The organism is Xanthomonas sp. NCPPB 1067, assembly GCF_020783795.1.
Taxonomy (GTDB): Bacteria; Pseudomonadota; Gammaproteobacteria; order Xanthomonadales; family Xanthomonadaceae; genus Xanthomonas; species Xanthomonas melonis.
In genome coordinates this window covers 226,127-251,634 of sequence record NZ_JAJGQG010000002.1, presented here as the reverse complement: position 1 = coordinate 251,634, position 25,508 = coordinate 226,127, and the positions used below count along the sequence as shown (strand labels likewise).

At 65.6% G+C, this 25,508-nt stretch carries 21 protein-coding genes and 1 other RNA gene; 13 read left to right on the top strand and 9 right to left on the bottom strand.

The window, feature by feature from the left end; translation table 11 throughout:
• Positions 1-27 precede the first annotated feature (27 nt).
• A complete protein-coding gene (gene gph, locus LL962_RS02905) occupies positions 28-678 on the bottom strand; it encodes a phosphoglycolate phosphatase (RefSeq protein WP_228315827.1) in 651 nt (216 codons plus the stop codon).
• 175 nt (positions 679-853) lie between these two features.
• Positions 854-1,930 carry a DNA polymerase IV gene (dinB, locus tag LL962_RS02900; protein WP_104585125.1) on the bottom strand — a complete coding sequence of 359 codons (1,077 nt, stop codon included), beginning with the start codon at positions 1,928-1,930 and terminating at the stop codon, positions 854-856.
• Positions 1,931-2,263: 333 nt separating this feature from the next.
• Between dinB and fabA the strand changes: the two genes are divergently transcribed.
• Both fabA and fabB read left to right on the top strand, forming a co-directional pair.
• Positions 2,264-2,779 (top strand): 3-hydroxyacyl-[acyl-carrier-protein] dehydratase FabA, encoded by a 516-nt coding sequence (gene fabA / locus LL962_RS02895; protein WP_228315826.1) that lies wholly within the window; start codon positions 2,264-2,266, stop codon positions 2,777-2,779.
• Positions 2,779-3,987 carry a beta-ketoacyl-ACP synthase I gene (gene fabB, locus LL962_RS02890; protein WP_228315825.1) on the top strand — a complete coding sequence of 403 codons (1,209 nt, stop codon included), beginning with the start codon at positions 2,779-2,781 and terminating at the stop codon, positions 3,985-3,987. Before fabA ends, fabB begins: the two co-directional genes overlap by 1 nt.
• An 87-nt stretch (positions 3,988-4,074) precedes the next feature.
• Here the strand turns inward: fabB and LL962_RS02885 are convergent, their stop codons facing one another.
• From LL962_RS02885 to LL962_RS02875, 3 genes are all read right to left on the bottom strand, one after another.
• Positions 4,075-4,731, bottom strand: a complete 657-nt coding sequence (locus tag LL962_RS02885) for an SH3 domain-containing protein (protein ID WP_228315824.1) — start codon at positions 4,729-4,731, stop codon at positions 4,075-4,077.
• A gap of 127 nt (positions 4,732-4,858) precedes the next feature.
• A complete protein-coding gene (locus LL962_RS02880) occupies positions 4,859-6,883 on the bottom strand; it encodes a M3 family metallopeptidase (protein ID WP_228315823.1) in 2,025 nt (674 codons plus the stop codon).
• A 90-nt stretch (positions 6,884-6,973) separates the two neighbouring features.
• Positions 6,974-8,077 carry a PLP-dependent cysteine synthase family protein gene (locus LL962_RS02875; RefSeq protein WP_228315822.1) on the bottom strand — a complete coding sequence of 368 codons (1,104 nt, stop codon included), beginning with the start codon at positions 8,075-8,077 and terminating at the stop codon, positions 6,974-6,976.
• Between the two features lie 91 nt (positions 8,078-8,168).
• Here LL962_RS02875 and LL962_RS02870 point away from each other — a divergent pair, with 91 nt between their 5' ends.
• From LL962_RS02870 to LL962_RS02845, 6 genes are all read left to right on the top strand, one after another.
• Positions 8,169-8,618 (top strand): CopL family metal-binding regulatory protein, encoded by a 450-nt coding sequence (locus tag LL962_RS02870; protein ID WP_228315891.1) that lies wholly within the window; start codon positions 8,169-8,171, stop codon positions 8,616-8,618.
• 222 nt (positions 8,619-8,840) lie between these two features.
• The gene (locus tag LL962_RS02865; RefSeq protein ID WP_228315821.1) at positions 8,841-10,616 is read left to right on the top strand and encodes a copper resistance system multicopper oxidase; all 1,776 of its coding nucleotides are present in this window, start codon (positions 8,841-8,843) and stop codon (positions 10,614-10,616) included.
• Positions 10,617-10,984: 368 nt separating this feature from the next.
• Entirely contained in the window at positions 10,985-12,034 is a 1,050-nt protein-coding gene (locus tag LL962_RS02860) for a copper resistance protein B (RefSeq protein ID WP_441004848.1), read from the top strand.
• Between the two features lie 242 nt (positions 12,035-12,276).
• Positions 12,277-12,801, top strand: coding sequence for a lactoylglutathione lyase (gloA, locus tag LL962_RS02855; protein WP_228315819.1), 525 nt, complete (start codon positions 12,277-12,279; stop codon positions 12,799-12,801).
• Positions 12,802-13,126: 325 nt separating this feature from the next.
• A complete protein-coding gene (locus LL962_RS02850) occupies positions 13,127-13,885 on the top strand; it encodes a hypothetical protein (protein WP_228315818.1) in 759 nt (252 codons plus the stop codon).
• 107 nt (positions 13,886-13,992) lie between these two features.
• Positions 13,993-15,873 carry an XVIPCD domain-containing protein gene (locus tag LL962_RS02845; RefSeq protein ID WP_228315817.1) on the top strand — a complete coding sequence of 627 codons (1,881 nt, stop codon included), beginning with the start codon at positions 13,993-13,995 and terminating at the stop codon, positions 15,871-15,873.
• 46 nt (positions 15,874-15,919) lie between these two features.
• On the opposite strand, the gene LL962_RS02840 is transcribed toward LL962_RS02845, so the two are convergent.
• The 4 genes from LL962_RS02840 to glmS all read right to left on the bottom strand — a co-directional run bounded on the left by LL962_RS02840 (position 15,920) and on the right by glmS (position 20,045).
• A complete protein-coding gene (locus tag LL962_RS02840) occupies positions 15,920-17,053 on the bottom strand; it encodes a hypothetical protein (RefSeq protein WP_228315816.1) in 1,134 nt (377 codons plus the stop codon).
• Between the two features lie 236 nt (positions 17,054-17,289).
• Positions 17,290-17,371, bottom strand: a non-coding RNA gene (locus LL962_RS02835) — sX9 sRNA.
• A 68-nt stretch (positions 17,372-17,439) separates the two neighbouring features.
• Positions 17,440-17,913: a hypothetical protein gene (locus LL962_RS02830; RefSeq protein ID WP_228315815.1), complete on the bottom strand. Its 474-nt coding sequence runs from the start codon at positions 17,911-17,913 to the stop codon at positions 17,440-17,442.
• Positions 17,914-18,215: 302 nt separating this feature from the next.
• A complete protein-coding gene (gene glmS, locus LL962_RS02825; protein WP_228315814.1) occupies positions 18,216-20,045 on the bottom strand; it encodes a glutamine--fructose-6-phosphate transaminase (isomerizing) in 1,830 nt (609 codons plus the stop codon).
• A 206-nt stretch (positions 20,046-20,251) separates the two neighbouring features.
• Between glmS and LL962_RS02820 the strand changes: the two genes are divergently transcribed.
• The 5 genes from LL962_RS02820 to LL962_RS02800 all read left to right on the top strand — a co-directional run bounded on the left by LL962_RS02820 (position 20,252) and on the right by LL962_RS02800 (position 25,458).
• Positions 20,252-21,523: an efflux RND transporter periplasmic adaptor subunit gene (locus tag LL962_RS02820; protein WP_228315813.1), complete on the top strand. Its 1,272-nt coding sequence runs from the start codon at positions 20,252-20,254 to the stop codon at positions 21,521-21,523.
• Positions 21,524-21,657: 134 nt separating this feature from the next.
• Positions 21,658-22,377 carry an ABC transporter ATP-binding protein gene (locus LL962_RS02815; RefSeq protein ID WP_228315812.1) on the top strand — a complete coding sequence of 240 codons (720 nt, stop codon included), beginning with the start codon at positions 21,658-21,660 and terminating at the stop codon, positions 22,375-22,377.
• Between the two features lie 11 nt (positions 22,378-22,388).
• Complete coding sequence (locus tag LL962_RS02810; protein ID WP_228315811.1) at positions 22,389-23,681, top strand: ABC transporter permease; 1,293 nt, start codon at positions 22,389-22,391, stop codon at positions 23,679-23,681.
• A gap of 60 nt (positions 23,682-23,741) precedes the next feature.
• Positions 23,742-24,950, top strand: coding sequence for an ABC transporter permease (locus LL962_RS02805; protein ID WP_228315810.1), 1,209 nt, complete (start codon positions 23,742-23,744; stop codon positions 24,948-24,950).
• A gap of 121 nt (positions 24,951-25,071) precedes the next feature.
• A complete protein-coding gene (locus LL962_RS02800) occupies positions 25,072-25,458 on the top strand; it encodes a hypothetical protein (protein WP_425599920.1) in 387 nt (128 codons plus the stop codon).
• The last annotated feature ends 50 nt before the right edge of the window (positions 25,459-25,508 follow it).

Here is a 25,508-nt window from a genome sequence, read left to right as displayed (position 1 = left end):
TGCGGGAACTCCCCGTCGACGGTGCCGTCAGGTCAACGCAAGCAATTGACGCATGTCATCGACGATCGCCACCGCACCGGCGCTTTGCACATCGAAGCCGCGCAGATATCCATAGCGCACCATCGCCAATGGCATGTTGGCGGCCTTGGCCGCCGCTGCATCGGTACCCGAATCGCCGACCATCAGGCAGTGCCGCGGTGCGCACTGAAACTGCCTCGCCAGATGCAGCAACGGTGTCGGATCAGGTTTGCGCTGCGGCAGTGAATCGCCTCCGAGCACCGCACCGAACAGCGCGGCGATGCCCAGGTGCTCCAGCAACGGGGCGATGAAGCGCGCGGGCTTGTTGGTGCACAGCGCCAACGTTGCACCGGCATCGCGCAGCCCGTGCAATGCCTCGGCAACGCCGGGATACAACTGCGGGTTACGCAACAAGCTGGCGGCGTAATGCCGCATCATCACCGGCATTTCCGCCGCGGCATCATGCGTTGCGCCGGCTTCGCGCAGCGCCGTGGCGAGCAATACCTGCACGCCTTCGCCGATCCAGCAGCGAATGGTGGATTCGCTGAACTGCCGCAGGCCCAGTTCGTGCAAGGTGGCATTGAGGGCATAGGCAATATCGGAGGCGCTATCCACCAGGGTGCCGTCCAGATCGAAAATCACCAGCGAATACGCAAACATGCAGTGGCCTCGTGCGGGGGAGCAGACACAGTGTAAGAGCTGGCGCTGCACGGCGCGTTGCCGCGGATACGGCGATGCATGGCCGCGGAGCGGTTGCCGCAGCCCAGCGACCGTTGCCGATGGTGCCGACCAGTGCCGCCCGCTGACGCGCGATCGACGCGCCACATGGCGTGCGTTACGCCTGCGGCAGTTCGCCGAACAGTTGCCCCTGCACGGCGCCCTCTGTGGAATCGCTGAAACCGCTGATCCCCACGCCGACCAGGCGGTAGCGCGTGTCCGCGGGAAGCTCGACGCGCCGGGTCAACGCAAGCGCGATCTGCGCCAACGCCTCGCACGAGGCGGGCGGCTGTTCGGGCGTGTGGGAGCGCGTCAGGATGCGAAACGCGGAGGTCTTCAGCTTCAATACCACGGTGCGCCCGATCCGCTCGGTGCGACGCGTGGCATGCCAGGTCTTTTCGGCCAGACGCAGGATGTGCGGGCCGAGCGCCTCGAGAGCGAGGTCTTCGCTGAAGGTGTCCTCCGAGGATACCGATTGCACTTCCTGGTCCGGCTCCACCGGACGCTCGTCGATGCCGCGCGCGCGGCGATACAGGCTCTGTCCGAAGCTGCCGAAATGCGCCTGCAATTCCTCCAGCGGACGTGTGCGCAGATCGGCAACGGTGACGATCCCCAGCGCCGCCAGCTTGGCGTCCATCACCTTGCCGACTCCGGGAATGCGATTGACCTTGAGCGGCAGCAGGAACGCATCCACCCGGCTGGGGGCGATGACGAACTGTCCATCGGGCTTGCGCCAGTCCGAGGCGATCTTGGCCAGGAACTTGTTCGGTGCGATGCCAGCCGATGCGGTCAGCCGGGTTTCGTCGCGGATCTGGGTGCGGATCAGTTGCGCGATCTCGCTGGCGAGCTGGATGCCGCTCTTGGCCTCGGTGACGTCCAGATACGCCTCGTCCAGCGACAGTGGCTCGACCAGATCGGTCTGCCGGTGGAAGATCTCGCGCACCTGGCGCGACACCGCCTTGTAGCGCGCGAAATCCGGAGGCACGAAGATCGCATCCGGGCATAGACGTTCGGCGCGCAGCGCAGGCATGGCCGAACGGATCCCGAACACACGCGCCTCGTAGGAGGCCGCACAGACCACCGAGCGCGCGCCGCGCCAGGCCACCACCACCGGCTTGCCGCGCAGGCTTGGATCGTCACGTTGTTCGACGGAGGCGTAGAACGCATCCATGTCCACGTGCACGATCTTGCGCATCAAGCTGACGTCTCTCCACAGGTGTTGGCCCATGATAGATCAGCGGCGTCTCACGCCTTGCGTGCGCCATGGCCGGGCGCCCGCGAAACGGACCCGACCGTCGTCGATCGCGTTTGGAGTGCGCTCCGCCTCCCGGCATGTCTCCATGCAGCCCGTTGCGGCGACGGCTCGCGTGCTGAGGATCCTGGCCCTGCACCCAACCGCTGCCTTCCGCAGCGCATCCCGCCTTGAAAACAGCACGCAGGCGTACGGATAAAACGTTTGATTGAACCGCGCGCCCTCATGCACCCTTGCCGGCCTCGCCTTTCGATTGCCTGCAGGAAACCGTTCGTCATGACTCGTCAAAGTACGTATTCGCGCGATCAATTGTTGGCCAGCGCGCGTGGGGAATTGTTCGGACCCGACAGCGGTCGGTTGCCGAACGACCCGATGCTGATGTTCGACCGCATCACCGAGATCAGCGACACCGGCGGCGCGCATGGCAAGGGCGTGATCCGCGCAGAACTCGACGTGCGCCCGGACCTGTGGTTCTTCGGTTGCCACTTCATCGGCGACCCGGTGATGCCCGGCTGCCTGGGACTGGACGCGATGTGGCAGTTGACCGGCTTTTTCCTGACCTGGATCGGCGCACCCGGCCGCGGCCGCGCCCTGGGCTGCGGGGAAGTCAAGTTCACTGGCCAGGTGCTGCCCAGCGCAACGCTGGTGCACTACGAGATCGATATCAGCCGCGTGATCAACCGCAAGCTGGTGATGGCGCAGAGCGATGCGCGCATGCTGGTGGATGGACGCGAGATCTACACCGCCAAGGACCTGCGTGTGGGCATGTTCACCTCGACGGAGAGCTTCTGATGCGCCGCGTCGTCGTCACCGGAATGGGCATCAATTCGTGTCTGGGAAATGATCTGGACACCGTTTCCACCGCATTGCGTGAAGGCCGATCGGGCATCACCGCGCTGCCCGATCATGCCGACGCCGGCCTGCGCAGCCAGGTCGGCGGCGCGGTGGCACTGGATCTGGAAGCGCTGATCGACCGCAAGCTCAAACGCTTCATGGGCGATGCGTCGGCGTATGCATACCTGGCCATGCGCGATGCGATCGCCGATGCCGGCCTGAGCGCCGAACAGGTCAGCGATGTGCGCACCGGCGTGATCGCCGGCTCCGGCGGCGGGTCCAGCCAATGGCAGGTGGAAACCGCCGACCTGCTGCGCGCCCGCGGCGTGCGCAAGGTGGGCCCGTACATGGTGCCGCGCACGATGTGCTCTGCCGTGTCCGCCTCGCTGGCGACTGCGTTCAAGATCCGCGGCCTGAGCTATTCCTTGTCGGCGGCCTGCGCCACCTCGGCGCATTGCATCGGCGCGGCGGCGGACCTGATCCGCCACGGCGCGCAGGACGTGATGTTCGCCGGTGCCGGCGAAGAGCTGCACTGGACCATGAGCGTGATGTTCGATGCGATGGGCGCGCTGTCCACCGGCTTCAACGACCGCCCCGCCGTGGCCTCGCGTCCCTACGATGCGCAGCGCGACGGATTCGTCATCGGCAGCGGCGGCGGCATGCTGGTACTGGAAGACTACGATCATGCGATCGCGCGCGGTGCGCGCATCCATGCCGAATTGATCGGCTACGGGGTGACCTCCGATGGCGCGGACATGGTCGCGCCCAGCGGCGAAGGCGCGGTGCGCTGCATGCGCATGGCCCTGCAGGGGCTGGATCGCCCGATCGATTACCTCAATACCCACGGCACCTCCACGCCGCTGGGCGATGTCACCGAACTGGGCGCCGTGCGCGAGGTGTTCGGCGACGATGTGCCGCCGCTGTCGTCGACCAAGGCGTTGTCGGGTCACTCGCTGGGATCGGCGAGCGTGCACGAGGCGATCTTCTGCCTGCTGATGCTGCGCGACGGCTTCATGGCCGGTTCGGCGCATATCGACGAACTCGATCCACGCGCCGACGGCTTCCCGATCCTGCGACAAACGCAGGCGGCGACCCTGAACACGGTGATGTCCAACAGCTTCGGCTTCGGCGGCACCAATGGCACCCTGGTGTTCGGCCGGGTGTAATGCGGTGCAGGGCGAACGATGCGGTTCTCCGGGCGCGCGGATGCGCTATGCATCCGCCATCCACCCCCTACGTTCTGTTCGCCGCTCTTAGTCCCGCAGCCGGTCGCAATCCTCCAGCGCGGCCTGAACGCCGACGGGTTGGCCATCCGCGCCCCTGACCGCATTCCGTTCGGCCGCCCGTTGCCGGTTGCGACAGTCCTCGCGCTTGTTCTGCAAGGCCTTGGCCGCGTCGATCTCGGCCCGCTCGCGGCGGGTCCGTTCGGTGTTCTCACGCGCTTGCCGCTTGGCGCGCCGTGCAATGGAGGCCTCGCCAGGGTGCGACGGGCCCTCGCCGGGCGCCAATACTTCCAGCTCCGGCGAGGTTTCCGGCAGATGGTGGCGCCACAGCGCGCGCTCGCTTTCCACCGTCCACTCGCGGCCGCGGTAATGCGCATCCCAATACGGGTCCAGTGAAAACGCAATTTTGGGAACCACGTCGGTGAGCTCGCCGCGTTCCAATGCGATTGCCTGTGCGGGCAGCCACCCGCGCGCATCGGGGGCACGCACATCGCACCACCTGCCGTTCTTCAGGCACCCATGGACGGTGAGCGCGTGACCAGCGCGGACTTCGCCCACGCGCTGGTATTCATCGCCCGGGCCGGCACGCAGGGCTGCCAGGCGATTGGCATGCCCGGCGTGCTGCGCCGCCGCCGGCACAGCCACCGCCATCACGACCATCACACTCCATGACAGATGTCGCTGCATTGCACGCTCCTTGATGTACCGATCCCTTCACGCAAGCGGGCGAGGGGCCACCACGCGATTGCGTCCATACGCGGGGCCATCGCACTGCGATGCCAACCTGGCGACGTCAGGCGTGGTGCAGCAAGGATCAACCCGCCATGCCGTTATGCCGCAGCAATGCATCGATGGTCGGCGCGCGACCACGGAAGGCACGGAAATTGTCTGCGGCACTGCGGCTGCCGCCACGCGACAGGACTTCGTGGCGGAAACGTGCACCGGTCTCGGCCACCTGTTCGGGCGCCTCTTCGAATGCGGCGTAGGCATCGGCACTGAGCACTTCGGCCCATTTGTAGCTGTAGTAACCGGCCGCGTAACCGCCGGCGAAGATGTGGCTGAACTGATGCGGGAAGCGATTCCACGCCGGCGGACGGTTGACGGCGACTTCGTCGCGCACGCGCTCGATCAGCTTCAGCACGCTGTCCTGCAGCGGGTCGAAACTGCTGTGCAGCTGCATGTCGAACAAGGCGAATTCGAGCTGACGCACGGTGAACATGCCGCTCTGGAAATTGCGCGCGGCCAGCAGGCGGTCGAACAGGTTGCGTGGCAGCGGTTCACCGGTCTGCACATGCGCGGTCATCGTCTGCACCCGCTCCCATTCCCAGCAGAAGTTCTCCATGAACTGACTGGGCAGCTCCACTGCATCCCATTCCACGCCGTTGATGCCGGCCACGCCGAGTTCGCCGATGCGGGTGAGCAACTGATGCAGGCCATGGCCCATTTCATGGAACAGCGTGGTGACCTCGCCATGCCGGAACGTGGCCGGCGCATCGCCGCTGCCGCGGCCGAAGTTGCACACCAGATACACCAACGGCGTCTGCACACCGTTGGCGGTGTCGCGGCGGTTGCGGCAATCGTCCATCCAGGCACCACCGCGCTTGCCTTCGCGCGCGTACAGGTCCAGATAGAACTGGCCCACCAGTGCACCCTGCGCATCTTCCAGGCGGTAGAACCGCACATCCGGATGCCAGACCGGCGCGCTGTCGGGTTTGACGGTGAGCCCGTACAGGCTGTGGATCACATCGAACAGGCCGGCCAGCACCTTGGGCTCGGTGAAGTACTGCTTCACTTCCTGCTCGGAGAAGCTGTAACGCGCCTGCTTGAGTTTTTCGCTGGCATAGGCCAGGTCCCAGGCCTGCAGTTCGTCCAGACCCAGTTCGTCGCGGGCGAAAGCCTCCAGTTCGGCACGGTCGCGTTGCGCATGAGGTTTGGCGCGGGCCGCCAGATCGCGCAGGAAACCCATCACCTCCTCCGGGCTCTGCGCCATCTTGGTCGCGATGGAATAGTCGGCGTAGCTGGCAAAGCCGAGCAGGTGCGCCAGCTCCGCGCGCAGCGCGAGGATGCGGTCGATATTGGCGCTGTTGTCCAGCGCCGCATCGCCGAATTCGGAAGCACGTTCGGCGTTGGCGCGATAGAGCTTTGCGCGCAGCTCGCGACTGTCGGCATCGCTCTGCACCGGCAGGTAGCACGGCATCTGCAGGGTGAACTTCCAGCCCGGCACGCCGTCTTTTTCTGCGGCCGCGCGCGCGGCGGCGATCACTTCGGCCGGCAGGCCGGACAACTGCGTCTCGTCGTCGGTGACATACGACCAGGCATCGGTGGCATCGAGCACGTTCTGCGAGAACTTCGCCGCCAGCGCCGACAACTCTTCCTGGATCTGCGCAAAGCGCGCCTTGTCCGCGTCATCGAGCTCGGCACCACCCAGGCGGAAATCGCGCAGCGCGTTGTCCAGCACCTTGCGACGCGCGTCGTCGTAGTGGGAGGCCTCCGGCGATTGCGCCAGCGCCTTGTACTGCGCGTACAGCGCCAGGTTCTGGCCCAGCGCACTGCCGAAGCGGCTCACCTTGGGCAGATTGCTGTTGTAGGCCTCGCGCAGCTCCGGGGTATTCATCACCGCCTGCAGATGCCCCACCTGCCCCCACGCACGCCACAACCGCTCGGTGGCATCGTCCAGCGGCACCACGAAACTGTCCCAACGCACCGGGCTGACCTGCTCGGCAGTCTTGACCGCCGCCTCGGCCTCGGCCAGCAGCTGGTCGATCGCCGGGCCCACGTGTTCGGGTCGGATCGCATCGAAGGACGGCAGTCCGGAGAGGTCGAGCAAGGGGTTGGTCATGGAGCGCTCCGGCGGTGAACGGATCAGGAGAAGGGACGAGCGAACAAGGCAGGAGCTGGCCTGCCCTTGCCTACCGCAGCGATATGGCGGTCATTCCAGCGCAGCACAAGGCAGTGGCGGCAGCGCGCCGCCATTCACTGCGCTGGCGATGGCCGCGTCGCTGTCGGTGATGTCGATGGCGCGTGCCGCGTACCACGCAGGGTCGTAATAGCTATGCGCGTAGCGCTCGCCGGCATCGCACAGGATGGCGACGATGGAGCCCTGGCGGCCGTCCTCGCGCATCCGTTGCGCCGCCTGCAGCACGCCGACGAAGTTGGTGCCGGTGGAGCCGCCGACGCGGCGGCCCAACGTGGCGCTGACGTGGCGCATCGCCGCCAGGCTCAGCGCGTCGGGCACTTTCACCATCGCATCCACGCAGGTGGCGATGAAGCTGGGCTCCACCCGCGGCCGGCCGATACCTTCGATGCGCGAGCCACCGGTGATGGCCAGCTCCTTGGGGCATTGCCCATCCACCGCACGGCAGTAACCGTCGAAGAACACCGACACTTCCGGATCGGCGCACAGGATACGGGTGGCGTGGCGCCGGTAGCGCACATAGCGCCCCAGGGTGGCGCTTGTGCCGCCAGTGCCGGGACTGCAGACGATCCATTCCGGAATCGGGTGCGGCTCCTCGGCCAGCTGCTTGAAGATGGATTCGGCGATGTTGTTGTTGGCGCGCCAGTCGGTGGCGCGCTCGGCGTAGGTGAACTGGTCCATGAAGTGCCCACCGGTCTCGCGCGCGAGCTGGTGCGAGGCGCTGTCCAGGTCGCAGGCGCGCTCCACCAGATGGCAACGCCCGCCCTGGAATTCGATCGCGGCGATCTTTTCCGGCGAAGTGGAAGCCGGCATCACCGCGATGAAGGGTAGCCCCAGCAAGCGTGCGAAGTAAGCCTCCGACACCGCTGTGGAACCGCTGGAGGCCTCGATCACCGGCCGGCCTGCGCGCAACCAGCCGTTGGTCAGCGCGTACAGGAACAACGAACGCGCCAGCCGGTGCTTGAGGCTGCCGGTGGGGTGGCTGGACTCGTCCTTGAAATACAGGTCGATGCCTGGATAGCCGGGCAGGTCCATGGGGATCAGGTGGGTATCGGCCGATCGGTTGAAATCGGCCTCGATCTTCTGGATGGCGGCGGCCACCCACTGGCGCTGCGACATGGCAGGACGGTGTGGCGAAGGAAGCGTCGATTCTACCGCTGCCGGGCGCACGCCCGAGGCGGGCGGTCATCGGGCGGACAGCCAGGGGCCGGTGGTATGCTCGCCGCTCCCGTCCGATCCGTCGTGCGTGCCCGTGCTGCCTTGCCTGCTTCGCCTGCTGCTGTGCCTGTGCCTGGTCGCCAATACGGCCACCGGTGCGTGGGCGTCGGTGGGCATGGCGATGCCGCAGATGGACACGCAACAGCCGGCTGCAACAGCCGCTGCGCACGCAGCGGTCGGGCACGCGGTAAGCGTGGATGCCATGCCCTGTCATGCGCACGAGCCACCGACGGCGATACAGGCCGAGACGTCCAAGCACCCGCACGCGGCCGACTGCTGCAAGCTGCGCAGCTGCGACTGCCTGCAGCATTGCAGCCTGGCGCTGCTGACTCTGCCGGCGGTACCGGCGGGCCTGCCCGGCCGGCCGGCCCTGCCGTCGATTCCCGCTGACGGGCGCGGCAGCCCGGTCCCCGAACAGCCGGTTCGACCTCCCATCGGCTGAGCGCAGCCCACGCAGGGCGGCGCCCAGCGTCAGCTGCGTGTAGCGGTCGCGGGGACCTCCCTGCCTGGCGTGTACGCGCCCGCTCCCCGCGTCGTCCATGCCTGCCGCCGCTTCGCGCGGCGGTATCGGCTGCCCTGCTCGCTCTTCGCCCTGCATCGATGGATGCGGGATTTCTCAGCGATGCGTTGCGTCTGCCGCTCCGGCGGGCGCACCGGAGGTGTCATGTCGTCCGCTATTCCTGTCGTTCCTCACACTGTCAGCTCCGGGATGAGTCGGCGCCGTTTCGTGCAGGGCCTGGCCCTGGGTGGCATTGCCGCCACCGGCCTGTGGCGCGGCGATGCGCGCGCTGCCGGCGCCATGGCCACGCCGATGCTGCGCGGCAGCAGCCAGTCGCTGCAGATCGGCCGGATGCCGGTCAATCTCACCGGCCGCTCGCGCCCTGCCATCACCGTCAACCAGAGCCTGCCGGCACCGATCCTGCGCTGGCGCGAGGGCGACACGGTGAGCGTGCGCGTGCGCAACACGCTGACCGACCAACCCACCTCGGTGCATTGGCACGGGCTGCTGTTGCCGGCCAACATGGATGGCGTGCCGGGTATGAGTTTCGACGGCATCGCGCCGGGCCAGGAGTACCACTACCGCTTCGCGCTGCGCCAATCCGGCACCTACTGGTACCACAGCCATTCGATGTTCCAGGAGCAGGCCGGCCTGTATGGCGCCATCGTGATCGACCCGCTGGCGCCACCGCCGTACCGCTACGATCGCGAACATGTGGTGCTGCTGTCGGACTGGACCGACCTGGATCCTGCCGCACTGTTTCGCCGCTTGAAGCAGATGCCCAGCCACGACAACTACGCCCAGCGCACGGTGGGCGATTTCCTGCGCGATGCGCGCGAAGACGGGCTGCGCGCCACGCTGGCCGATCGCGGCATGTGGGGGCGCATGCGCATGACCCCCACCGACCTGTCCGACGTCAACGCCAATACCTATACCTACCTGCTCAATGGCGTGGCGCCGGCGGGCAACTGGACCGGCCTGTTCGTCCCCGGCGAGAAAGTGCTGCTGCGCTTCATCAATGGATCGTCGATGACTTACTTCGACATCCGCATCCCCGGCCTGCGCATGACCGTGGTGGCCGCCGATGGCCAATACGTGCATCCGGTCAGCGTGGACGAGCTGCGCATTGCCGCGGCCGAGACCTTCGACGTCCTGGTCGAGCCCATCGGCCAGGACGCCTTCACCCTGTTCGCGCAGGACATGGGCCGCACCGGTTTCGCCTGCGGCACGCTGGCGGTGCGGCATGGCCTGCAGGCACCGATTCCCGCACTGGATCCGCGCGCCATCCTGACCATGCAGGACATGGGGCATGGCGACGGCATGCACCACGACGGCCATGCTATGCACGGCGCCGCCGATGCACGCGCGATGGCAATGCCGATGCACGCGCATCACGTTGCGCAGGCGCATGCCAGGACACCGCACCATGCCGCCAGCGAAGCGGGCAACCCGCTGATCGACATGCGCAGCAATGCCACCACACCGCGCCTGGACGACCCGGGCGTGGGCCTGCGCGACAATGGCCGCCGCGTACTGCGCTACGGCGACCTGCACAGCCTGTTCGAGGACCCGGATGGACGCGAGCCGGGGCGCGAGATCGAACTGCATCTGACCGGGCACATGGAAAAATTCGCCTGGTCCTTCGACGGCGTGGCATTCGCCTCGGCCGATCCGTTGCGCCTGCGCTACGGCGAGCGGCTGCGCATCGTGCTGGTCAACGACACCATGATGCAGCACCCCATCCACCTGCACGGCATGTGGAGCGACCTGGAAGATGTAGACGGCAATTTCCAGGTCCGCAAGCACACCATCGACATGCCGCCTGGCACGCGCCGCAGCTATCGCGTGCGCGCCGACGCGGTGGGCCGCTGGGCCTACCACTGCCATCTGCTGTACCACATGGAAGCGGGCATGATGCGCGAAGTGCGGGTGGAGGCATGAACATGCGCGCACTACGTTCGCTGGTGGTCGGCACCTGGTTGTTCAGCGCATCGCTGGCCGCGCAGGAACACGCACATGCTGCGACGGGTCCGGCCGTTCATGGCGATCATGCAGCAGCGCTGCAGGCCGATGGAATGGCGGACGCACCCGCCTCGCAAGGCATGCAGGCGATTCCGCCCGAGCCGTCGCCAACCGCTCGACAGGCCATGCCTACGATGACGCATACGCACGCTCAACCCCCTGCCGGTTCGCAGGCGGTGCCGGATGCGTCGGTCACGGCTGCGGACGAGGCTGCCGCACGCCCGGCGGCGGCGCCAGCAATCGGAGCTGCAGAACCGCAGACCCAGCACGACGGCAGCGCAGCGCCGATGGATCACTCGCACATGGACCATGCCGCCATGCATCACGCCGACATGGGCCACGGCGCAATGGAGCATCAGGCGATGGGCCATGATTCCAACGAACACGCCACGGAGAGTCGAGCTGCAACGGAGCACACCACGACGACAACGGATGCGACGACACGTGGCGCGATGAAGCACGAGATACATCCCGCCACGCCGGCTCACCGCGTCACGCCGCAGCACGCGATGACCCACGACACGATGCAGCACGATTCCGCCATGCATGACGGCATGGAACATCATGCGATGCGCCATGGTGCGCATGCCGCACCGATGCACGCATCGCCAACTGGAACGGCGTTGCCGCGCGAGCCGATTCCGGTGCCCACCAGCGAAGAGATCGCCGCCGCCTTCGCGCCATTGCAGGCACATGCGATGCACGGAATGGGCATCAATCACTATGTGCTGCTCGATCGCCTGGAAGCGGTCGACACCGATCGCGGCACGGGCCAGGACTGGGAAGCGCGCGCCTGGATCGGCGGCGATATCGACCGGCTCTGGCTGCGCAGCGAAGGCGAACGCGCGAATGGCCGTACGCAATCGGCCTGGCTGGAAGCCTTCTACGGTCACGCCATCTCGCCGTGGTGGGATCTGCTCATCGGCGCACGCCAGGATCTGGCGCCGGATGACCGTCGCAGTTGGGCCGCCATCGGCCTACAGGGCCTGGCACCGTACAAGTTCGAGACCGAAGCCACCCTGTATCTGGGCAACGGCGGTCGCGCCGCGTTGCGCCTGGAAGGCGAGTACGAGGTCTTGCTGACCAATCGCCTGATCCTGCAACCGCGCGTGGAGGCCGACATCGCCCTCACCGATGACGACCGCCGCGGAATCGGCACCGGCCTGGAGCAGGTGGAAGCCGGTGTGCGGCTGCGCTACGAGTTCACCCGCAAAGTCGCACCGTACATCGGCTGGGTGCATACCCGCCGCTTCGGCGATGCTGCTCAACGCGACGCGGTCGCAGGCGAACGGCCGCGCGAGAGCCAATTCGTCGCCGGTATCCGCCTCTGGTTCTGAGGCGATGCATGCACGTCGCCGCGCCTGCGATGCCGGCCGCGCCGATGCACTTACGGTGCCGGCAAAGCGCGCGGCGCGATCGATTTGGCGAATCGCCTCATCGTTCGATAGAGAGACCGCATATGCAGCGACACGCCCGGGCAAGGCCACGCATGACGCAGACACATCGCCCACCTCCCCCTGGCTAAACTACTCACCCCACGCGCCTGGCCCGCGCGCACGATTCGACCGAGGAGACCACAATGCCTTTGACCGACCTGCAACAGGTAGCCGGCGTCAGCGCCGCCCCCAGTGACACCCAGGGCTTCGTGTTCAACCACACCATGTTGCGCGTCAAGGATGCGCAACGTTCGCTGGACTTCTACACCCGCGTGCTGGGCTTTCGCCTGCTCGATGCCCGCCACTTCGCGGATGCGCAATTCAGCCTGTATTTCCTGGCCTTGTTGCCCGGCACCGCCACGATTCCCGAACAGGATGACGAACGGCGGCTGTGGATGGCCGGCATTCCCGGCGTGCTGGAGCTGACCCACAACCATGGCACCGAGGCCCAGGAGGGAGCGGTGTATCACGACGGCAACAGCGACCCGCGTGGCTTCGGTCATATCTGCGTGTCGGTGCCGGACATCCACGCCGCCTGCGCGCGCTTCGACAGCCTCGCCGTGCCCTATCAGAAACGCCTGGAAGAGGGCCGCATGAAGCACCTGGCCTTCATCAAGGACCCGGACGGCTACTGGGTGGAGATCATCTCCAACACGCCGCTGGTATAGGCCCCTTCCGCCTGGACGAGGCGCGGCGCAGCGCGGCGCCTCGCGCGCATGCCATCCATGCGTACGTGAAGAGTTCGTGCATCCGCTGCCGCACCCCTGCCTGCATGATGCGCGCTCCAGCCCCACGGATGGACACATCCCCGGGCTGGGGTAGACTTTTTCCGCCCTTCGCAACGGATGCACCCCAATGCTCGTCAGGAAGATTCCACTGATCCTTGCGCTGGCGACGATCGCCGCATGCAAGCCGGCCCCCCCGGACGCCGCGGCCCCGAAGGCAAGCACTCCCAGCACCGCCCCCCACCCTTCAGACAAGGAAGCCACTTCCATGCAGGATGCGACCCAGGGAACGACCCAGCACTTGCAGCCGCCGCGCCCGGACAGCGTGCTGTACTTCATCAGCAACGTCGATGGCGACGGCGCCCTGTCGTACGAGGTCGCCAACGGCAGCTGGATCAACTACTGGTACGGTTTCGAATTCGCCCTCGGCGGCACGCGCTACTACACCGGCTTTGCGTGGGAAACCCCCGAGCGTTACGGGGCCGAGCGCGAGAATCACTATCCCGCACCGGACGCCAAGGTGACCCTGGCCCACGCCACCTTCGTCACCAGCGAACCCGGCAGCAAGTCGCCATGGAAGCTGCTGGGTGCCGAGCCGTATATCGGCGAGTTCGGCGGCATGGAGCAGGCCAATACCATCGACACCACACGCAAGCCCCAGACCCACGTCACCGACGATGGTCGCCTGGTGCTCGCGCTACCGACCTGGAGCCTGCAGTCCGGCGTACGCATCCTGTCCTACGACCTGCTGGCGTTCAATCCGAAGGAGACCGCCGAGGTCGACGACACGCATTGGACCTATGTGGGCAATCTGCCGGCCGGCCAGGACAATAGCGCCAACTGCGGCGAGGATGCGCCCGGCAGGATCGCCTGCGTGAAGAACGGCAGCACACTGGCATTCGTCCAGCAGTCGGGGCTGCCGGACATCCGCATTACGCTCTCCGGTGATCCCTCGGCAACCGGGCGTGACGCGACGGTCCAATACCGGTACGATGCGGCCCACAAATCGTATTTGCCGACCCCCTGACACAGGACCAAAGGAATTGGTTCGGGCGGCGTACCGCTGCAGCCGCCGGGCTGCGGCACTCAATGAAAGGACGATGAGCGATGCCGACGAATTACTCGCGAGCCGAAGTGCTCGACATTATCGAACGTGAAGCGCAGCAGCGGAACATTCCGCGCGATGACTTCTTTCGTTTCGCCTATGCGGAAACAGGCGGCAGTTTCGACGAATTGGCAAACCGTGGCCCCAACGGTGCCAAGGGCTTGTTCCAGTTCACGCCACCGACCGCTGCCGAGTACGGGATTGCAGGGCGCGAGCTGGATGCGGTGGTCAATACCGATGCAGCCGCCCGCCTCTATCTGAACAACCGCAACGCCCTGGTGGACCGGCACGAACGCGATGGCCGGCCCTACCTGTCAGGCAAACCCGAGCCCGATGGCCTGGACATGTACATGGCGCACCAGCAGGGCGCCGGCGGCTATCGTTCCCTGCAGGCAGCGCTGGCCACCGGGTCTTTCAGTCTCGACAGCACGCGCGCCAACATCCTCAACAATATCGGCGGGAGAGAGCTGCAGTCCCTGACCGGCGTGGATGCGGCCACGTTCAGGGGCATGTCCGACAAGGACATGGCGCAAACCTTCATCCGCTACTGGGATACGAAGATGGACCGTATCCACCTGCCGGAAAAAGGGATCGAGCCGCTGTCCGGACAACGGCCCGCTCCGGCGCCGGCCCAGGCAACGCCCGCGCCGCAGGCACCGCCTGCACAGGCGGCACAGGCTGCAACCCAAGGCATCGCGCTGAGCGCGGCCTATGAACTGACGAACAAGTACGACCACGTGAAGTACGGCCTGGGCGCCAAGGACCCGGACCAGGGACGGGTCGATTGCTCCGGCTGGGTGGTCGAGATGCAGAACGCCACCATGGACGAGATCAATCGCGGCGCGGGAAGGTCGGTCTTCAGCAAGGCCGAGAAGTTCAGCCCGGGCTTCGATAGCGCATCCGAATTGCTGCGCAAGGCCGAGCACCGCTCGGGTGTGCTGATCCAGGGCCAGGACGTCACCGCCGACAAGCTCAAGGAGGGCATGATCATCGGCGAGGACAACGGCGCCAAGAGTTGGGATGCGGGCCGCTACAAGGGCATCGACCACATCACCATGGTGGTGCGCGACCCCAGGGATGGGGAGCTGAAGATCAGCCAGTCGCGCGGCGGCGAGGGGGTCGAACTCAGTTCGCTGGAAACCTATCTGCAACGCAAGCACGCCCAGGGCGTCAAGCTCTTCGCCAGCGACCCGCTTGCCGAAGCGCGCGATCTGCTGCAGGCCCGTAGCCAGGACAGGCAGCAGTCGCACGGCACCGCGACGCAGCAACCCACACCCGCATCGGCTGGCGCGGGCAGCCCCGGGGTGCTGCGCGAGGATGCGCACGGCGCCGAGGTCCAGAAGCTGCAGCACACGCTGCAGCAGCTCGGCTACAAGGACGCCAGCGGCAATGCCTTGCAGGCCGACAGTGCGTATGGGCCACGCACGGGCGAAGCGGTCAAGGCGTTTCAGCGGGCGCACGGCCTGCAGGACGACGGCATCGTCGGCCGCGATACCTGGAATGCGCTCAGGCAGGCCGAGAAAGCGCCGTTGCTGTCGGAGAAGACCAATCCCGACCATCCGCTGTACAACCAGGCGGTCGGCAAGCTGGAGCAGCTGGGCCCGCAGGCATTCCCCAACCGGCGCGCATTGGAAAACGCGGCTGGCGCACTGGCTTTCGAAGCCAAGGTCGGCGGCATGCAGCGCATCGACATGGTGGTGCAGAGCAAGGACGGCAGCGGGCTGTTTGCGGTGCAGGGGCAACCCAACGATCCCGCGCATCAACGCATCTATGCCGACAAGGCCGCGGCGACAGAGCGCCCGCTGGAGCACAGCAGCAATGCGGTGCGGCAGGAAACCCAGGCCCAGCAGCCGCAACCGCCTCAGGACCAGCAGGACCAGCAACGCAACCCGTCACGCGCGGCGATCTGAACGATCGTTCTGGCGCATGCAACGCCGGGCGCCGCTGGTGCCCGGCTCAGTCGGATGCCGCCACCGTGGCGGTATCGGGAAACCATTGCGGCAGACGTTCTGCGAACCTGGCCGCGCACTCGTCGGTATACGCCTGAGCCGCCTGCTTGACCAAGGCGTAGTTGTCGGCTTCCCACTCCTGCAACGAGGCGGTACGCGGCGTCGGTGTGCACGCCAGATGGACCCGGCTGGCCTTGCGCTTGAGCAGACCGGTGCGTTCCCCGCCGATGGTCACGCTGTAGCGCAATTCATAGGGCGAGCGGTCGTCGCTCAGGCTTTGATAGATCAGCGCCCAATCGGACATCACCACCTGCAACGGGAACGGATCGACCGGAATCGCGCCGGGATGTCCGGTGAAGTAGCGCTTCAACTGTCCATTGACGGCATCGCGCTGCAGCCCGTAACCGGGGTTTCCGATGTCCTTGATCTTCTCGCCCTTCAACTGGTCCTTGCTGAAGGCCGATGCCACCACGCCACGCGCGAACAGACTGGCTGCAACCTGCAATCCGACATAAGCCCCGGTATGCCCGCGCCGCACCACGCGCAACATTTCGTCGCCATTGGGCAGGCCGTCCGCACCCAGGTTGAGCTGTGCACCCAACGGCAGTTGCAGTGCCCAATCCGCCGACGGCGCGATCGTGACATCGCCGACGGGTGGAGACGGTAGCGCCTGCTCTGTCACCGCCAGGGTCCCGGCAGCGGCCGCTGCCGCGTAGGCGGTGGCGGTCGAGAAATCGCCACCGGTGAACGCCGGCAGCACGGCAGTCGCCTCGTCGCTGCGCGTTGGCGTGCAGAAACTGCCGGCCGCACGCATCTGCGCCTCATGAAATCCGATGCCGTTGATCTGATGCACATCGGCCGACTGCCCGTACTGCTCGACCAATTTGCCGATCACGGCGTCGGACACTGGCCGCTGCGCGCAGACGTGTGCGGCGGCGATGCGCGACCAGGCAAACTGCAATGCCGGGTCCCAGCCCATCGCGTCTTCGCCGACGAAGCCGTGATCGTAATGGTAAGCATAGATCGCAGGGTCGATCTCCTGCAGCGTCATCCCGCCCTCGCCGGCGTAACCGGGAGGAATCCCCTGCGCCATCGCCGCGCCAGCCACCGCAAACAGCACGGCCGCAATACACACCTTCATGTGGATGTCCTTCCCATGGAATAAGTGCCGCACTGCGCGCCCCCACGCAGTGCGGCAAGACGTCACCGCACAGGTTGCGCGGTGGTCGTTGGCACAGGATCGACCCATCCGGAGCACTGCAGCGTCGCCCGGCGGATCAAGTCTGCCGGGATAGTGTGGGCCGACGCTGGCGTTTTGGCAGTCGGGGCGGTCCCCACCGAACTGTCGGGAGGGTCCCGTGCGGGAGAGCTCAGAGCGGCTGACAGAGCGTAGCGTAGCGAGCAGTCGTCAGGTGGGTGTGGACGGCGCGGAGAAACCCGGAGTGTACGTTTGGTACATGCCGATTCCGAGCACCGGCCGCGCCCGCCTGGCGGCTGCGCAGTCGCTTTGTTAGCCGCTCTTAGTGGTCAGGCATGCAGGATTCCACTGCTCGCGCATTGCCACTGTCGCGGCGTGCGCAGTGCGGCCAGGGTCTGGACGAGCTCGCGATAGCCATCGGCCAGTTGTGCGAACAGGCCGGCGTCGCTGCAGCGCGTATCGGCCACTTCGGAGTAGGCGCCGCGCCCCAGATCGATGAAGTACTCCACGCTGAGACGGCGCCGCTGCGCCACGCCAGGGAAGAGGCCCGCGATCAGCAGGCAGCCATCGCCGACATCGCGCAGCAGATCGGCACGCACGCTACCTACCTGTTCCTGCGCGTGCAGCCATGCCAGTGCCTGCGTCCGCGAGAGCAGATGCGCATCGCGCTGGAAACGGAGCAGAACGAACACCAGATAATGCTCGCGCGATTCGTCCAGCGGACATGCGGTCCGCTGCCCCGCCTCGCGCACCAACGCCTGCCACAACTCGGCCGGCGTGCCCTGCCTGAAAGACTCGTGCATACGTCCCCCTGCGTGGTGTGGACCCTCGCCAGTAGCGTATGCATAACCCGGGCCAAACCGTTGGCAACCGCGCATTGCGGCTGCCAATCGTGCTGCAGCCCGCCACTGCCACAGCGGCCGACACATGCGAGCGTCGCCGGGCAGGACCGGCGACGCTCCCGATGCGTTCACCGATCGCACCGGGAAGACTGTGACCGCAACAGGATCTGCCGCAACGCCAGGCAGGCGGCGGCGCGATACTCAGGCCATCAGCGTCGCGATGCGTGTTGCCGAGCCATCCTCGCAGGCTCCGCAGCGCGGCCTCATTCCACCGTCACCGACTTGGCCAAGTTGCGCGGCTTGTCCACATCGGTGCCGCGTGCCAACGCGGTGTGGTAGGCCAGCAGCTGCACGGGGATGGTGTGGATCACCGGCGACAGCACGCCGGCATGGCGCGGCGTGCGGATCACGTGGATGCCTTCGGACGCGTTGAAGTGGCTGTCCTGGTCGGCGAAGACGAACAACTCGCCACCGCGCGCGCGCACTTCCTGCATATTGGATTTGACTTTTTCCAGTAGGCGATCGTTGGGCGCGATCACCACCACCGGCATCGACGCGTCCACCAAGGCGAGCGGCCCATGCTTCAATTCGCCGGCCGGATAGGCTTCGGCGTGGATATAGGAGATTTCCTTCAGCTTGAGCGCCCCTTCCAGGGCGATCGGATAATGCAGGCCGCGGCCAAGGAACAAGGCGTTTTCTTTCGGCGCGAACCGTTCGGCCCAGGCCATGATCTGCGGCTCCAGATTCAGCGCGTGCTGCACGCTGCCCGGCAGGAAGCGCAGTTGCTCCAGGTACTCGGCTTCTTCGGTCTCGTTGATGCGTCCGTGCAGCTTGCCCAGTACCACGGCGAGCTGGAACAGCACCGCCAGCTGCGTGGTGAAGGCCTTGGTCGAGGCCACGCCGATCTCGGCACCGGCGCGCGTGTAGCACACCAGCTCGCTGGCGCGCGGGATCGCGCTCTCGGGCACGTTGCAGATCGATAGCGTGTGCAGATGTCCCAACGATTTGGCGTACTTCAGCGCCTCCATCGTGTCCAAGGTTTCGCCGGACTGGGAGATGGTGACGATCAGATGCTTGGGGTTCGCATAGGCGGCACGGTAGCGGTATTCGCTGGCGATCTCCACGCTGCATGGCAGCCCGGCGAGGGCTTCGATCCAGTAGCGCGCGGTCATGCCCGCGTAGTAGCTGGTACCGCAGGCCAGGATCTGCACGCCCTCGATGGCGCCCAACACTGCTTCGGCCTTGGGCCCGAACAGCGACGCAGGGAATCCCTTCGCGTCGATGGCCGCTTCGATGGTATCGGCCAGCGCGCGCGGCTGCTCGTGGATCTCCTTCTGCATGAAATGGCGAAACGGGCCGAGCTCCAACGAGGCCAGCGAAACGTCCGACAGGTGCAGCGCGCGCTCCACCGGCGCATCGTTGCCGTCGAAGATGCGCACGCCATCGCGCCGCAGCTCGGCGGTGTCGCCCTCTTCCAGAAAGATCACCTGGCGGGTGGCCTGCACGATGGCAGAGACATCGGAGGCGACGAAGTTTTCGCCCTCGCCCACGCCGATCAGCAGCGGGCACCCCATGCGGGCGCAGACGAAGTGTTCCGGCTCTGCCTGGCTCACCACTGCCAGTGCGTAGGCACCGGTGAGTTCCTTGACCGTGCGTTGCAAGGCCGCCAACAGATTGCCGGCGTCGCCTAGATGATGGTGGATGAGGTGGGCGATGACCTCGGTATCGGTCTGCGACTCGAAGCGATAGCCGAGCGCACGCAGCTTTTCGCGCTGTTCCTCGTGGTTTTCGATGATCCCGTTGTGCACCAGCGCGATGCCGTCGCTGATGTGCGGGTGCGCATTGGCTTCGGTGACGCCACCGTGGGTGGCCCAACGGGTATGGCCGATACCCAGGGTTGCGTCGAGCTGTTCGGCCTGCGCGGCCTGGGCCATCTCAGCCACGCGTCCTGTGCGGCGCACGCGGCGGACCTGGTGGCCGTCGAGTACCGCAATGCCGGAGGAATCGTAGCCGCGGTATTCCAGCCGTTTGAGTCCTTCGATCAGGACCGGGACCACGTCGCGCCCGGCGATCGCTCCGACAATGCCGCACATAGGACACCCCTCTTTGGTAAGCCGTACAGTCTAACGTGTCCGCAGCCTGTCCACCGCATGACCGCGCCCGGACAGGCTGTCCGGGTGGGTGTCCGCGGACACTGCGGACACCTGTCCACCGGATAATAAGTTGTTTTTTATCAATAGCTTATGGATTGGCACGCAACCTGCATTGACGTCCTGTGACGCCACCGAGCCCAGCCACCATGATTCGTGACACTTCTGCACAGGACCAGGTCATCCGTTCCACCGAACAGCGCGTGGTCTGGCGCCGTTGGCTGTGGCCCGGAGTGGGCGCCATCGTGGTCCTGGCCGGGATCGGCTGGGCGGTCACCGCATGGAGTGCAGGCAGCCGGTCGTTCGATGCCAGCCGGGTGCGCATCGCCACCGTCGGCCAGGGCGACCTGGTGCGCGACATCGCCGCCGACGGCCGTGTGATCGCCGCCAACAGCCCGGTGCTGTACGCCATCTCCGCCGGCACGGTGACGCTGAGCGTGGTGGCCGGCGACGTGGTCAAGCGAGGCCAGGAGCTGGCACGCATCGACAGCCCGGAACTGCGCAGCAAGCTCGCCCAGGAGCAGGCGACCCTGGCGGGGCTGGAAGCCGAATCCAGCCGCGCCGCCCTGGATGCCACGCTGGCGCGGGCCAATGCCAGCAAACTCACCGACCAGGCCCGGATCGACAAGCAGGCCGCCGTCCGCGATCTGGAGCGCTACCAGCGCGGCTTTGATGGCGGCGCGGTGCCGCAGGTGGAACTGGCCAAGGCGCAGGACACCCTGAAGAAGACCGACATCGATCTGCAGCACGCCCAACGCGATGCGGCGTTGAAGAGCCAGGGCGCGGACCTGGATTCGCGCAACAAGCGCCTGCTGGCCGATCGCCAGCGTGCGGTGGTGGCCGAGGTGCAGCGCCAGGTGGACGCGCTCACCCTGCTCGCCCCGTTCGATGGTCAGGTCGGCCAGGTGCAGGCGGTACAGCACACCCAGGTGGCGGCGAACGCGCCGATCCTGGGTGTGGTGGATCTGTCCAAGTTCGAAGTCGAGGTCAAGGTGCCCGAAAGCTTCGCGCGCGACCTTGCCATCGGCATGCCCGCCCAGCTCACCAGCGGCAGCGGCGAACCATTCGCCGGCGCCATCTCGGCGGTATCGCCGGAAGTGGTCAACGGCGAGGTCACCGCGCGCATCCGCTTCACCGACAAGCAACCGCCGGGTCTGCGCCAGAGCCAGCGCATGAGTGCGCGGGTGATGATGGATACCCGCCGCAACGTACTCAAAGTCGAGCGCGGCCCCTTCCTCGAGCAGTCCGGTGGCAGCTATGCCTACGTGATGGACGGCAACACCGCGGTGCGCCGCCCGGTACGCATGGGCGTCAGCAGCCTGGGCGAAGTGCAGGTGCTGTCCGGCCTGCAGGTCGGCGACCGCGTGGTGGTCTCCGGCGCGGACAACTTCGGCGATGCGCCGCGCGTCACGGTGCATTGAGCCGGGACCCGGGACCCGGGACCCGGAAAAGCCAAAGCGACCGGCTACCGCTTTTGTTCTTGATCTACCGGGTCCCGGGTCCCGGCTCCACCATCCACCATCCACCACCACTCCCTACCATAGGAACTTCCGCCATGCTCGAAATGCGCTCCGTCTCCAAGGTCTTCCGCACCGAACAGGTGGAAACGCACGCGCTGCGCTCGCTGGACCTGCATGTGCGCGAGGGCGAATTCGTCGCAGTGACCGGGCCTTCCGGCTCCGGCAAGACCACTTCCCTCAATATCGCCGGACTGCTGGAGACCTTCACCAGTGGCCAGTATCTGCTCGATGGCGAAGATGTCAGCCACCTGTCCGACGACGCCCGCTCGCGCCTGCGCAACCGCAAGATCGGCTTCATCTTCCAGGGCTTCAATCTCATCCCCGACCTCAACCTGTTCGACAACGTCGACGTGCCGCTGCGCTATCGCGGCATGCCCGCCGCCGAGCGCAAGCAGCGCATCGAAGAGGCGCTGACCAAGGTCGGCCTGGGCTCGCGCCTGAAGCACTACCCCACCGAGCTGTCCGGCGGACAACAGCAGCGCGCTGCCATCGCCCGCGCACTGGCCGGCAGCCCACGCCTGCTGCTGGCCGACGAACCCACCGGCAACCTCGACTCGCAAATGGCCCGCGGGGTGATGGAACTGCTGGAGGAAATCAACAGCCAGGGCACCACCATCGTGATGGTCACCCACGACCCGGAGCTGGCCGCACGCGCGCAACGCAACGTGCACATCGTCGATGGACAGGCCACCGATCTGGAACGCGATCCCAGCCTGATGCGCGCGCCCAGCGCCGCTGCAACCCTGGCCGACTAAGGAGCCCGCCCATGTTCGGCTATTACTTCACTCTGGCGGTGCGCAGTTTCCGCCGCAACAAGGTGCTCACCGCACTGATGGTGCTGGCCATTGCGCTGGGCATCGGTGCCAGCATGACCACGTTGACGGTGTTCTACATCCTGTCTGGCGATCCAATCCCGGCAAAGAGCGGTGTGTTGTTTCATCCACAGCTGGATGCACGCTCATTGGATTATCAAGACGACGATGCATTGGATCAGTTGACCCGGTTCGATGCCGAAGCATTGCTGCGGGAGAAACGCGGAGACCAGCAGGTCATGATGACCGCCGGCACCGTTCCGTTGGAGCCGGAAAATAAGTCCTTGCGGCCGCTCTTGCTGGAAGCGCGTTATACGTCTGTCGAATTTTTCCCGATGTTCGATGTGCCTTTCCTGTATGGCGGTCCATGGACCAGCAATGATGACGGCAGCCGTGCACGCGTGGTTGTGATCTCCGAAGCCCTCAACAAGAAACTGTTCAGTGGCGACAATAGCGTTGGACGTACGGTAAGCGTCAATCGCAACAGCATGCGGATTGTTGGCGTTACCCGCGAATGGCGTTTGACACCGACGTTTTACAACCTGGGGGGCAGCACCTACGACAAGCCCGAGCAACTCTTTCTGCCCTTCGGTACTGCGATGGAGCTGAAACTTTCGACCAGCGGCCAGCGTTCGTGCTGGGGTGACAGCGGTTCACCGGATGACATCAGTGCAGCCTGTTCCTGGGTTCAATACTGGGTCAAGCTGGATAGCCCGCAAAAGGTCGCCGCATACCGTCGATACCTCGAGAACTACTCCGATCAGCAGCGACGCGCAGGACGCTTCGAGCAGCCAACCAATGTCCAGTTGCGCAGCGTCATGCAGTGGCTGGACTTCAAGAAGGTCGTTCCCAGCGATGTGCGTCTGCAGACGTGGTTGGCATTCGGCTTCCTGTTGGTTTGCCTGGTCAATACAGTGGGCCTGCTGCTGGCCAAGTTCATGCGCCGCAGCGGAGAAATCGGCGTGCGCCGGGCACTGGGAGCCACCAAGCGCAGCATCTTCGCGCAGTCCTTGGTCGAGGCAGGAACGATCGGCTTGGCGGGAGGCATCCTGGGGCTCGGCCTCGCCATGGTGGGCCTGTGGGGTGTGCGTCAACAGCCCGCTCAATATGCCGATCTGGCAACGCTCGATCTAACCATGTTGCTGGCCACGTTCGCGCTAGCGCTCATCGCCAGCGTCGTGGCTGGGCTGCTCCCCGCCTGGCGGGCATGCACCATTCCTCCCGCCATTCAACTCAAAGCGCAGTGAACTGAAATCCGGACAGCGCGATTTTTGCGTCGTTCGCCAGCCCTCACCAAGGAATCGCACATGGCAATCCGCCCTATTCTGTCCACCCTGCGGCGCCACAAGACGGCTGCTGCATTGATTGTGCTGGAAGTGGCACTCAGCTGCGCCATCATCTCCAATGCCCTGTTTCTGATCGGCAATCGCCTGGAGCGTACAAAGCGCCCCAGCGGGCTAACAGAGAATGAACTGGTGACGCTGACCATCAGCGGCATTGGACGCGACGAAGATGCACGTGCACTAACTGAAACAGACTTGGCGGCCCTGCGCAGCATCCCCGGCGTCAAATATGCTTCTAGCGTCAGCCAGGTCCCTTATGGCGACAGCATGTGGGTCAGCGGGCTCAAACTGACAGCCGACCAGAAAAACGCCACCATCACCGTCAACGACTACACTGGAGACAGCCAAACCCTGGATACGATGGGATTGACGTTGATACAGGGGCGCCGCTTTACAGAAGGCGAGTTCACCTGGTCCGATGATAAGACGGCTATCATTCCGAGCGTGATCCTGACAAAAAGTGCGGCCGACAAGCTGTTTCCTGATCAATCCGCTTTAGGGAAATCAATCTATCGCGGCGGCACTCCCATGAAAATCGTCGGCATCGTGGCGCACCTTGCGCGTGTCGGTAACTATGGCGGTGCGGCGGTCTACGACGATTCGATGCTGACCCCAGTCAAGATGACCTACAAGGACGGCGGACGTTATCTATTACGCACCGATCCCAATCGACGTGCGGAGGTATTGCGTCAAGCAGTAACAACACTGGAAAAGAACAGCGCAAGTCGCATCATCGAAAACCCGAAGACGTTCGAGGAAATGCGTCGCAGTTTTTATCGCCAGGACCGCGCCATGGCCTGGCTATTGATCACCATGAGCATCGCGCTGCTGATCGTCACCGCACTGGGTATCGTGGGGCTGGCCAGCTTCTGGGTCCAACAGCGCACCAAACAGATCGGCATCCGTCGGGCGCTAGGTGCCACACGTGGACAGATCCTGCGCTACTTCCAGATCGAGAACCTTCTTTTGGCCTCGATCGGCATCGTGCTCGGCATGCTGATGGCCTACTCGATCAACGTCTGGCTGATGACACGCTATGAATTGCCGCGCTTGCCGCTGATCTATCTGCCGATCGGCGCGATCACGCTGTGGCTGTTGGGTCAGATTGCGGTGTTCTGGCCGGCCCGCCGCGCGGCTGCGGTCCCCCCGGCCGTTGCCACCCGCAGTGCATGATGATCAGCGCTCCTTCCCGGCCCTGGTGGCCGGGATGGGGCTGGTATTGCCAGCATCGATCTCTTGCAACCACCGTTCCGAACCGGACCTCCATATGGCCACCTTATTTGCGACACCGGCGCTGATCGTTCTGGCGGTCTTTTGTGTTGTCCCCGCAGGCCAGCCGCATGCCATAGCCAAGGCGGGCGCTTCGACCCACGACGTCCTTGTCATCGATGACACCCGGCTCAACTGGCACCACAACGATCAGGTTCTGGAGCTCGTCACCACCGGGGATGGCTTGCTGGTCACCCAGGCCAGTGTGGCGCTGGACCTGCAGTTGCAGCGCGGTGACCGCGTGCGCACGGCGGGCCGGACCCAGATCACCGCGGTGGCGCACTTGCTGGACGCACTGCGTGCCGCTGCCGGCAACCCCATCGTCGTGGATGTCCTGCGCGATGGCGTCCAGCTGCGCCTGACCTGGGCAGCGGCAAGCTATGCGCCCTTGCTGCCGCCCACGCCGCGCTAGCGGGGCCAGGTGCCGCCGTAGCGACCACATGCGTCCGCCAGCGGTGTTGC

Bases quoted from the DNA above. Each gene is read 5' to 3' on its own strand.
- gph (WP_228315827.1), bottom strand. From the start codon at position 678: ATGTTTGCGTATTCGCTGGTGATTTTCGATCTGGACGGCACCCTGGTG.
- dinB (WP_104585125.1), bottom strand. From the start codon at position 1,930: ATGCGCAAGATCGTGCACGTGGACATGGATGCGTTCTACGCCTCCGTC.
- fabA (WP_228315826.1), top strand. From the start codon at position 2,264: ATGACTCGTCAAAGTACGTATTCGCGCGATCAATTGTTGGCCAGCGCG.
- fabB (WP_228315825.1), top strand. From the start codon at position 2,779: ATGCGCCGCGTCGTCGTCACCGGAATGGGCATCAATTCGTGTCTGGGA.
- LL962_RS02885 (WP_228315824.1), bottom strand. From the start codon at position 4,731: ATGCAGCGACATCTGTCATGGAGTGTGATGGTCGTGATGGCGGTGGCT.
- LL962_RS02880 (WP_228315823.1), bottom strand. From the start codon at position 6,883: ATGACCAACCCCTTGCTCGACCTCTCCGGACTGCCGTCCTTCGATGCG.
- LL962_RS02875 (WP_228315822.1), bottom strand. From the start codon at position 8,077: ATGTCGCAGCGCCAGTGGGTGGCCGCCGCCATCCAGAAGATCGAGGCC.
- LL962_RS02865 (WP_228315821.1), top strand. From the start codon at position 8,841: ATGTCGTCCGCTATTCCTGTCGTTCCTCACACTGTCAGCTCCGGGATG.
- LL962_RS02860 (WP_441004848.1), top strand. From the start codon at position 10,985: ATGGATCACTCGCACATGGACCATGCCGCCATGCATCACGCCGACATG.
- gloA (WP_228315819.1), top strand. From the start codon at position 12,277: ATGCCTTTGACCGACCTGCAACAGGTAGCCGGCGTCAGCGCCGCCCCC.
- LL962_RS02850 (WP_228315818.1), top strand. From the start codon at position 13,127: ATGCAGGATGCGACCCAGGGAACGACCCAGCACTTGCAGCCGCCGCGC.
- LL962_RS02840 (WP_228315816.1), bottom strand. From the start codon at position 17,053: ATGAAGGTGTGTATTGCGGCCGTGCTGTTTGCGGTGGCTGGCGCGGCG.
- LL962_RS02830 (WP_228315815.1), bottom strand. From the start codon at position 17,913: ATGCACGAGTCTTTCAGGCAGGGCACGCCGGCCGAGTTGTGGCAGGCG.
- glmS (WP_228315814.1), bottom strand. From the start codon at position 20,045: ATGTGCGGCATTGTCGGAGCGATCGCCGGGCGCGACGTGGTCCCGGTC.
- LL962_RS02820 (WP_228315813.1), top strand. From the start codon at position 20,252: ATGATTCGTGACACTTCTGCACAGGACCAGGTCATCCGTTCCACCGAA.
- LL962_RS02815 (WP_228315812.1), top strand. From the start codon at position 21,658: ATGCTCGAAATGCGCTCCGTCTCCAAGGTCTTCCGCACCGAACAGGTG.
- LL962_RS02810 (WP_228315811.1), top strand. From the start codon at position 22,389: ATGTTCGGCTATTACTTCACTCTGGCGGTGCGCAGTTTCCGCCGCAAC.
- LL962_RS02805 (WP_228315810.1), top strand. From the start codon at position 23,742: ATGGCAATCCGCCCTATTCTGTCCACCCTGCGGCGCCACAAGACGGCT.